8 protein-coding genes are annotated in these 8,959 nt (G+C 53.2%); 4 read left to right on the top strand and 4 right to left on the bottom strand.

Translation table 11 applies throughout. The features are described 5' to 3' along the window. Positions 1 to 82: 82 nt before the first annotated feature. Complete coding sequence (locus FJ147_25285) at positions 83 to 799, bottom strand: toll/interleukin-1 receptor domain-containing protein (protein ID MBM4259200.1); 717 nt, start codon at positions 797 to 799, stop codon at positions 83 to 85. Between the two features lie 51 nt (positions 800 to 850). Between FJ147_25285 and FJ147_25280 the strand changes: the two genes are divergently transcribed. Continuing rightward, entirely contained in the window at positions 851 to 976 is a 126-nt protein-coding gene (locus tag FJ147_25280) for a hypothetical protein (GenBank protein ID MBM4259199.1), read from the top strand. A gap of 21 nt (positions 977 to 997) precedes the next feature. Here FJ147_25280 and FJ147_25275 read toward each other — a convergent pair whose 3' ends face one another. From FJ147_25275 to FJ147_25265, 3 genes are all read right to left on the bottom strand, one after another. Then, a complete protein-coding gene (locus FJ147_25275; protein ID MBM4259198.1) occupies positions 998 to 2,941 on the bottom strand; it encodes a DUF4071 domain-containing protein in 1,944 nt (647 codons plus the stop codon). Between the two features lie 35 nt (positions 2,942 to 2,976). After that, a complete protein-coding gene (locus tag FJ147_25270) occupies positions 2,977 to 5,805 on the bottom strand; it encodes a TIR domain-containing protein (GenBank protein ID MBM4259197.1) in 2,829 nt (942 codons plus the stop codon). A 414-nt stretch (positions 5,806 to 6,219) separates the two neighbouring features. Then, entirely contained in the window at positions 6,220 to 6,885 is a 666-nt protein-coding gene (locus FJ147_25265) for a hypothetical protein (protein MBM4259196.1), read from the bottom strand. A 133-nt stretch (positions 6,886 to 7,018) separates the two neighbouring features. Here FJ147_25265 and FJ147_25260 point away from each other — a divergent pair, with 133 nt between their 5' ends. The 3 genes from FJ147_25260 to FJ147_25250 all read left to right on the top strand — a co-directional run bounded on the left by FJ147_25260 (position 7,019) and on the right by FJ147_25250 (position 8,791). Next, positions 7,019 to 7,303, top strand: coding sequence for an antibiotic biosynthesis monooxygenase (locus FJ147_25260; protein ID MBM4259195.1), 285 nt, complete (start codon positions 7,019 to 7,021; stop codon positions 7,301 to 7,303). A 138-nt stretch (positions 7,304 to 7,441) separates the two neighbouring features. Further along, the gene (locus tag FJ147_25255; protein MBM4259194.1) at positions 7,442 to 8,230 is read left to right on the top strand and encodes a DUF2182 domain-containing protein; all 789 of its coding nucleotides are present in this window, start codon (positions 7,442 to 7,444) and stop codon (positions 8,228 to 8,230) included. Between the two features lie 105 nt (positions 8,231 to 8,335). Then, a complete protein-coding gene (locus FJ147_25250; protein ID MBM4259193.1) occupies positions 8,336 to 8,791 on the top strand; it encodes a MaoC family dehydratase in 456 nt (151 codons plus the stop codon). Positions 8,792 to 8,959 lie beyond the last annotated feature (168 nt).

Below are 8,959 nucleotides of genomic sequence, written 5' to 3'. Positions count from 1 at the left end.
TCTTCCAAATGCTCGGCCAGATACGTACAGGTGCAATTCTTCGGCGTGCTCACCAAATATTCGACGTACTGCTTCTTGGTAATCATATCCCTAAAATGATACTTGTGGTCCTCAAGCGTAAGTCCTGGAGGATATACGCGGACGTCTTGCCTTGGCCGCGGTCTGGCAAAATGGCGACGGCACCTCCGCAGCTTGCGAGCAACGAGGTAATGCGTTCTTCACTGAACTGTGCTTGATCTTGGGCGTCGCCAATCAAACGAAAGCCGACCTGCATGAGACGTTGACAAATGGCATCGGCTAACGGACGCTCGCTCTCTTTCCAGCTGCGACTGACATAGATATCTCGTGTTTTTTCAAATTCGAGATCAACCTCATCATAGTACAAGTCAGCAAGGAATTGGCCATACGTTTTGGCATCGCCCTGTCCGTGCAGTATATCAATCCATTTGGTTGTTTGTAAAAAGCCGGGAACTTCGCACTCTTCAATCCGCAGGGGAATGATGCGAAAGTCTTTCCATCTCGTACGTTGGCTGATTGCGGTCTCGTATTCTTCTTTGACCCATCCCGACTTTATCGAAGAGGGAGACAGGACGAGAATCAGGCTACGACACTGGGTGACTGCCGTTGCTAGGTGTGTTGCGATGGTTGCCCCTGCCGGTAGATGGCGAGCATCGTACCATACTGGGATTCCCGAGGTGTTGCTGAGCCAGTCATAGAGGTGGTCAACGACTACTTTATCAGCATGCGCATGACTCAGGAATGTATGGAATTTGCGCTTATGAATGGAAACATCGGCCATGACCTAGACCCTCCATGTCAAAACAATACCTAAGGGTAGGGGAACTTGTCCATGCTCTGGGAAGACTCACAAAGCAAAAGAGCAACCCACTGTCGAGGGTATAAGCACCTTTTGCTTTCTCCTCACTCTTACGTTGGCAACCCATCTGCTCACGTGACTCCCGTTGTAAAGATTTAGCTTGTCGCTGATAGCGATTGCTTACCACAGGGTCGCGGGATCGAGGATATGGACGTGCCCGGCATGTTTGGTGACGGTGTCGTGCATGTGTTGGGTACCCCCCAGACCGTCACCACCTTTACGATTCCATAGGCAAATGAAGTGAAGGTTCTCCGCGTCCCACGATAAGGCGGTGTATAACCTCCACAGGTTGTTGCGCGCGAACGCATTGATACCTTTGGGAAGTGGGCCGAGTTCATCTGGCATCACGAGAAGTGTGGTATTGGCATTGTTTTTGGCGGCCAAGAAGCGCTCGCGCCAGTTGTCGCCAGCGAAATTCACTGATGCTTCTAGAAACTCGGCTTCCTCAAACGGAATCCGCATTGCTAACGGTACGCCGCGAGTGAGGCAGGCTTCGGCGAACAGTAGATCCCCGCCACACGCGCCACCACAGAGGGCAAGATCTTCAGATCCGGCCCCGAGTTCTTCCAGTTTTTCCATAATCGCCCAGGTAGCAACTGCTTCTTTCTCTGCCGGAAAACGTGGCGCTGGTCGATCGGGAGCATCAATCATATGTCCACTGAAAAGAAACACGTTACGCGGTTTCCACCGTACTTGCGGTGTAGTGAGTTTCTCTAGTTCACGGTCGAAAATCTTTAAGCCAGCATCGACCTCTCTCGGACGGAAACCGAGGTCTCGCAACAAGAGGAGTTGTTGCCGCGACGAATCGAGCGCGAACCAATCTTTTTCGGCAACGGCGACGGCGACTCGATACTGCCGCTCGATTTGGGGTTTGTCTGCAGACAAGAGCTCGAGGTCACCAAGAGTTACTCGTGCCCAGTAGTCCTTCGGTGTATCGGTAAGAGTACTCTGTACCGCCCATCGCACTCCCCCTTCTAAGGCAATTTGCTCTTCCGTTTTATCCTCGTTGAGCAGTGTTTGTTTGAGCGCGAGCAAGGTAGCCGCATTTATGCCTAAATAATAATTGCGGGGGTCTTTGCGAAACCCATTCACGTAGGCATTGATTGCTTCATGGAGAAAACCTTCTTCAGCCAGCGCATCTTCGCGCATTTGCTCAAGTGTCTTGTTTGGTGCGCGCCACCTGAGTGTCCAGGCATCTTTTTCGATACGACCGAGCATGGCCCAGCTCTCGGCGTCATTAGGATGATCCTCAACGACCGCCTTCAACCATTCTTTTGCTTCATCGTGTTTGTTGAGGCGACCAAGGAGTAAGCCTTTTTGGCGGCGACTTTCGAGGTCAGTAGGATCTATTTCTAACGCTTCCTGATACTGATGCAAGGCATACGAAAACTGCCCGAGCGAAAGCAGCGCCTTGCCGGCTTTACGACGCGCCTCGGGTTGCAACATGCGCGACGGCGTTTCTTTGGTGAAGACAAGAATGTCGCCTGGCAGACTTTTCCTTCGAGCGATTTCGATGCGCTGTGCCCATTGTTCGTAGGCCTCCCAAAACTCTTTCGCTTCCTCAACTCGAAGTGACTTCCAATCCGGCTCCTGGAGGTATCGCAGGTTGTGATACACTGGGCTGACTTTGCGTCCATGCCATGCTGCCATCGTTTCTGTCGCAAGTGTTGCTAAGTCTTTCTTGTCCGCTTCGAGAAAAGTGGGATCGGGAACACCATCTTTAATGTGGTATCGCTGGGTGCGCTCGCCAGCCACATCAAAGGGCATAAATTCCCGCCGACATTGAATCTGGATCACTCCGCGTGCGCGCAAGCCATGTCTCACCCCGAGTTCGTACCAGACATTTGGATTATCGATCGACACATCTACTACGACGAGATCAGCAAGCAAGAGTTCCTGAAACATATCTACGTGAATGCTGCCAGCTCGCTGCTCTTTGTCCGCACGAAACACGTCAAAGCCGGCGTCTGTGAGTGCTGGCTTAATGTATTCGTCATAGACTTTGTTGAAGTCGATATTTTCTTTTGTCCCGAAGGGCATTGCAACAAATGCATGTAATGCCATTGTATCCTCCTTTGTGGTGAGATGGCCGGTCGTGGCTATGTCTCTTTGCCCGGCGCTTCTGCCAGGGAGCACGTTTGGAGGTATTCGGCTGATCCCACGTACTTCTTCCACTCTTCCTTGGTGAGATCTCGACGTAAACGGCTACAGACCTCGCGGGCCGCATCTTCTCGACGCCACAGCCAACGGAATTGGACGTTGTTCCAGTTCGCAGTCATCACATATTTGCCATCGGGGCTAAACGCAACCGTGGTGACGCCGTCGCTATGACGTAAACGTGTGACCTCTTGAAAGTCGGGTATCGTCCATACGCGTGCGATGTTGTCCGAACCCGCAGTGACGAGATGCTGTCCATCAGGACTAAAGGCGAGAGCGGTGACGGTTTCTTCTCGTTGTAACGAGGCAACGATCTGTTGTCGGTGCCGATCCCAGATGCGAATGGTTTTGTCCCATCCTGCAGCTGCAAAGGTCTGGCCGTCAGCACTGAATGTGATGGCAGCGGCTCCCTCTTCGTGTAAGACCGATGCCAACTCTCTCCCAGAAGTGGTACTCCAAAGACGGACTGTTTCATCCCATCCCGCAGTCGCCAGGAGATGTCCGTCGCGACTAAACGCTAGGGTCGCAACTCCTCCACGATGGAGAATGTCCATCCGATGCCGAGGGTTGGCTGTTTCCCACGCGTACGTCGTTCGATCCCATCCGGCGGTGACGACATACTTGCCATCGGGGCTAAATGAGAGTGAGGCGACTCCGCCAGGATGCGTCATACGTGCCAGCGGCTGGCAGTTGTTGCGGCGACAGCGTGCGATCTTCCACACTGCAATCGTTGCATCCCACCCTACCGTCGCGAGGGTATTGCCGTCAGAGCTGAAGGTAAGAGCTGCTACCCCAGGCAGATGCCGCATAGTAGCGACCTCGTGTTTGCTCTCTTGGTCCCACACATGAATTGTTGCGTCATCATCTGCAGTAGCCAGATATTTCCCTTCGGAGCTGAGGCTCACTGCTGCCACACGTGGCATGTGGGTGAAGACTGTGAGTCTCCGTCCAGTGCTGGACTCCCAGAGCAATGCGCTTGGATCATAACTCGCAGAGACGATGTACTGGCCATCAGGACTAAAAGTGGCAGCGGTGACCTTGTTGGTATGGAACAGGCGGACGTGCCCTTTTGTTGCGGGAAATTCCCAGACCCGCGCTGTGCCATCGTGACTCCCCGTGATAATTTTCTGAGAGTCTTGGCGAAAAGAGACCGTGACAACTCCCCCCTCGTGGGGCAGTTGGGCGATCTCACGTTTGTTGGTCCGTTGCCAAATCCGGGCGACATTGTCCCATCCTGCCGAGGCCAAGAAGTTTCCATCCGGGCTAAATGCGAAAGCGGTCACGCCGTTACGATGTGAGACGTGAGCGATTTGTTGGCTCGTCTCGACGTTCCAGATACGTACGAGTGGACCATAGGTTGCAGTGGCGATCAGTCCACCATCCGGGCTAAACGCTACCGCAGTCACACCTTCCGTATGCGTCAGCCTTTTGATCTCACGCCGAGCCGCGAGATCCCAAATACGTACGGTATTGTCCCAACTGCCCGAAGCCAGCGTGCGACTATCGGGACTGAAGGCGAGGCTGGTGCCCCCGTTATCGTGCGAACTGCGGAGAATCTCACGATTGGTGTTGAATTCCCACACACGTACGGTGCCGTCCCAACTGGCGGTAGCCAGATACTTGCCATTTGGGCTAAAGCTGATAGCGGTGATCCCGTCTTCGTGGGCCATCGGGGAGAGTTCTTGACCTGTGGCGGCAATCCATATGTGGGCACGTCCATTCCAATCGACGGTGGCCAAGTAGGTATTGTCCGGACTAAAGGTCATGGCTGAAATTCCACTCTGGTGCGAGAGCGAAGCGATAAGTTGTTGGTCGCTCACTCGCCAGATGCGAACAACGCATGAATAGCCTGCCGTGGCTAAGAACTGGCCGTTGGGACTAAAGGCGACCGCGGCGACCCCGACCTGTGCCGTTGCACAAGGGAGGAGAACGGCCCCTTGTAAAACGGCCTGATCGGATTCAGGAGAAGGGGAGAGCTTAATCACGGCGACGGCCAAGAGTTCTCGGAGGGAAGATAGATCGGGGCGATTTTTCAACGCCTCAACTTGTAACGCCAGTTGTCGTGCGAGAACGGTTTTCGTCTGCGAGCGGGCATATTGCCACTGACACAACGCAATCACTGCGAGTGTGGCGACAATGCCGAGGCTCGTGGTTGCCAGGCTCAGCCATACTCCTCTGCGTTTGGTCGTTGCCTGACGACTGGCGAGGATATATTGCGTTTGCATTGGTGAGGGTTGCGGGTCTTTCTTCTCAGCGTGCGCCAGCCACTGTTCCGCTTCACGCAATTCCCGTCCGCGCGCGAGCAGGCTCTCTTCCTGTCCTGCACGATTCCATTCTTCGGCTTTGATCAACCAGCGCGTGTGGGCATGGACCCACTCCGGGTCAACATCGAGAACTTCTAAGAGTGCGGTAAAGGCAGTGGAAAAATCATCAGTAGCGCGGAAAAACTGCCACTGGCGTGCAGCCAGCGCTTGCGGAATCGTTTTTTCGTCCACTGTCCGATGATAGATCGGCACGATGCGTTTGTTATGTTCGACGGCATAGGCCAGCTCTTGTTGGCAGTAGGTGGAACTCAACGCATCTGGACTCATCACGAAGAGGAAGGCTTCTGTTGCTTCAATAGCGGCGCGAATCCGTGGCCAGAATTCCTCTCCCGCATAGAGGTCATCGAGGTCGACCCAGCTCTCACGACCTGCAGCCGTGAGCGTGGTTTGGAGTTTCTGTACGAAGTCCTTATCTTCACGCGCGTAGGAAATAAAAACAGCGTCCATATTCTCCTCGGTAAGCTCAATGCTGTGGTCCAACCCCTCATATGGTAGAGCAATGAATATGCCATTAAGGAGATATGCAGAAAAATGGCGCCGTTGGCAACCTGTCGTACTCGTAAAAAATCAAAGAGTTACAGCGTGAATGAAGCGGAGGAAAGAAGGATGAGGCGAAGAAAACTCAGGGTGGCAGGTGTCAACATTTGTTGACAGAGGTGGCGCTGTTGTCGCAGATGGATACCTCTACTGGCTTGTTCAGGAGTGCTGTGACGCTCGGGAACTTGCCGCACTTCTCCTTATGTATTGCAAAGATCTTGCGTCGTAGACCGTTCCCGGCGCTCTCTGAGCCGGAAACGCTGCGCTTATTCCGGCCTACGGTCTTTCTACATCACAGTGAAGACTTCCCCTGACACTTCCATATCACTGCACGACGGCGCGTGCCAAGGTGCTGCGATAGGGCTCTTGGAGAGTGAGTAGCGCATCAAGAAAGGTCTTCTCGGCCCAGCAGATATCTTCATCTGAAGCACGGGCAGGATCACCCGTGAGTAACTCGCCAAGATGGTCAGCTTGGTCTGGAGGGAGGCTCTTGAGTAGTGACCCAAAGGCTTCGGGGAACTGGTCTTGCAGAATCATCTTTGGTGGTTTCTGGTCCTTTGCTTCCGCAAGGACTGCCGTTTCTTTCAATGCGAAAAAGGCTTGGATATCTGACGCGCCTAGTTTGGCTAAGGCGGCGTGAGTCTGTGTTGAGGTCGCTTTGTCGCGAACGACAGATGCACAGGTAGTGATGTCAGTAGAAGAGAGCAGCTTGCGCCGCAGCTCTACACGTTGAAAGAGCTGGTCATCACTCAAGCGTTTCCAGCCACGTCGGGCAAGCCGGTCGAGCACTTCGTCAGAGGTACCTTGTGATTGTTCCTCCAGTGCTTTTTTCACTTCCGGTTGCGCAAGCAGACGTTGTGCAGTTTGCTGTGCAAGCGTTTCGACAGAAACAGGTGCAGTCGACGTCGCGGCCTCTTTGTTGCTGCAGCCCGGAGCCGCAGCGACAAGTAATACACTTGCCCAAACGATGGCTGTGAGAGGTGTGCTCATGGAATGGCTCCCTTCCAAGGGCCTGGCTATAATTCTGATCCGTGTCTGCTGTCAACCGTTATGTGCCGGTTGCCAAAACGATACTACTCAGGCAAAACAAACACCAGCGCTCTAGCAAAGGAGGAAAAACTGTATGGTGACGTTTATTGCGAAGCTGACAGTCAAGGAAGGGAAAGAAAAAGAATTTGCCGACACGATGAAAAATGTGGTGCCCAAGGTTCGTCAAGAGGCAGGAAATCGTGCGTACACGATGTGCCAGTCAAAAGAGAATCCTCGCGTGTTCATGTTCTTTGAAGAGTATGTTGATGATGACGCCGTCAAAGCGCATCGCAAACATCTAGGTGAACTCGGTGTGAACCTTGGTGCGATTCTCGATGGCGCACCTGTGTTAGAGTTCTACGATAAGATTGCCTCGTAACCAACGAAGACAAGATGCTGGGTGTTCGGTGCTCGGTGCTCGGGAAGAAAAAAGCAAGGTTCTTACTTCCGCCGCAAATGTTGCTGCCTATTTTATAACACCCAACACCCAGCACCCAACCCCTAGCACCTAGCACCAGTGATTGCCCGTAACAACCTACTCATTTTTCTTGCGCTTGTTGTCCTCTCCGGCCTGGCCTGGGCGATGACGGTGTACCAGGCCGACGGCATGGGCTGGGGTATGTTCACGTGCAGCATGACGATGGGCACGCCATTCTCTTTCAGCAACGTGGTGCTCTATATCGTGCTGTGGGGAGTGATGATGGTCGCGATGATGCTGCCAGCCATGACCCCAATCGTCGAGATTTTTCACACCATGGCGCGGCGACGCCAAGAGCAGTCATTACCTTTTACTCCGGTGTGGGTGTTCGTGGCCGGGTACTTTGTCCTTTGGACCCTCACTGGTGGTGTTGGTTATGCAGCTGATCTTGCGATTCAGTCGTTGCCGACGCAGTTTCCTGCGTTGCGTACCTACGGCATGGTGATCGGTGGAGTGACGCTGATTGCAGCCGGTATCTATCAGTTGACCCCGCTGAAATATCTCTGTTTGTCTCAGTGCCGCTCACCGATGGGATTCTTACTCAGTAGCTGGCGTGATGGACACTGGGGCGCGTTTCGCATGGGGGTCGATCACGGCGTCTACTGTCTTGGGTGTTGTTGGAGTTTGATGGCGGTCCTGTTTGTCGTGGGCTCGATGAACCTGGTGTGGATGGGAATACTTTCTGCAGTGATTTTTGTCGAAAAGATGATTCCGCAAGGAGTAGTAATAGGAAAGGCGGTGGGCGTCGCACTGATTGTGCTGGGCATTATGCTAAGTGTTGGGGTGGTACCGTTTGGTGAGGAATTTATCGCCGACCGTTTATTGTGAAGATACAGGGTATTCTTCCGTAGCGTGCGCTATGTGCACGAAGAACAGTAGCGTGGAAGGCGTGCGCGCAGCACACGGTACGCTGAAAAAATAGAGAATGGAAACATGATCAAAATCGAACCAGACATGGTGAACAAAGAAGTTTCGCTTGGCGAGTTTGCAGTGACTGCCGAAGACATCCGGGACTTTGCTGAAGCGGTTGGCGATCTCAGTCCGCTGTATCTCGATGTCGAAGCTGCTCGGCGGGAAGGTTACCCAGCGGTTATCGCGCCACCGACCTTTTGTATGCATATTCGTGGTCAGCGCTTGCTTCCAGAAGTTGAAGTGGAACCAGGCTTCACGACACTGCATGCTGGACAAGAGTTTGAGTATTACGACGAGATCTACGCTGGGCAGACGTATGCTGCGTTTGGCAAACTCGTTGAGGTCTACGAAAAGACCGGGCGTAGTGGACCACTTGGGGTGATCGTGCGCGAGATGGCGGTCAAAGACATAACTGGGAAGACCGTCGTTGTATTGCGAGAGCGACAGATGGTGAGGTCGCCGGAGAAAAAGATTTGAAAAAGTCTAAAGTTCAAAAGAAACACAATGGGACTTGGGGCTAAATAAAAACCCATTGGACGGAAAGTGCTTCACCTCCTAGGATGGCAAATGGATAAAGTTTGTCAGTGCCTACGGAGGTGAAGCGATGGACGGGGAACATCTTCGCATAAGCAAGCGGGAGCGCCA

It is taken from the genome of Deltaproteobacteria bacterium (assembly GCA_016874775.1).
Taxonomy (GTDB): Bacteria; Desulfobacterota; Binatia; order Bin18; family Bin18; genus VGTJ01.
This window is presented reverse-complemented; position numbering and strand designations above follow the sequence as displayed.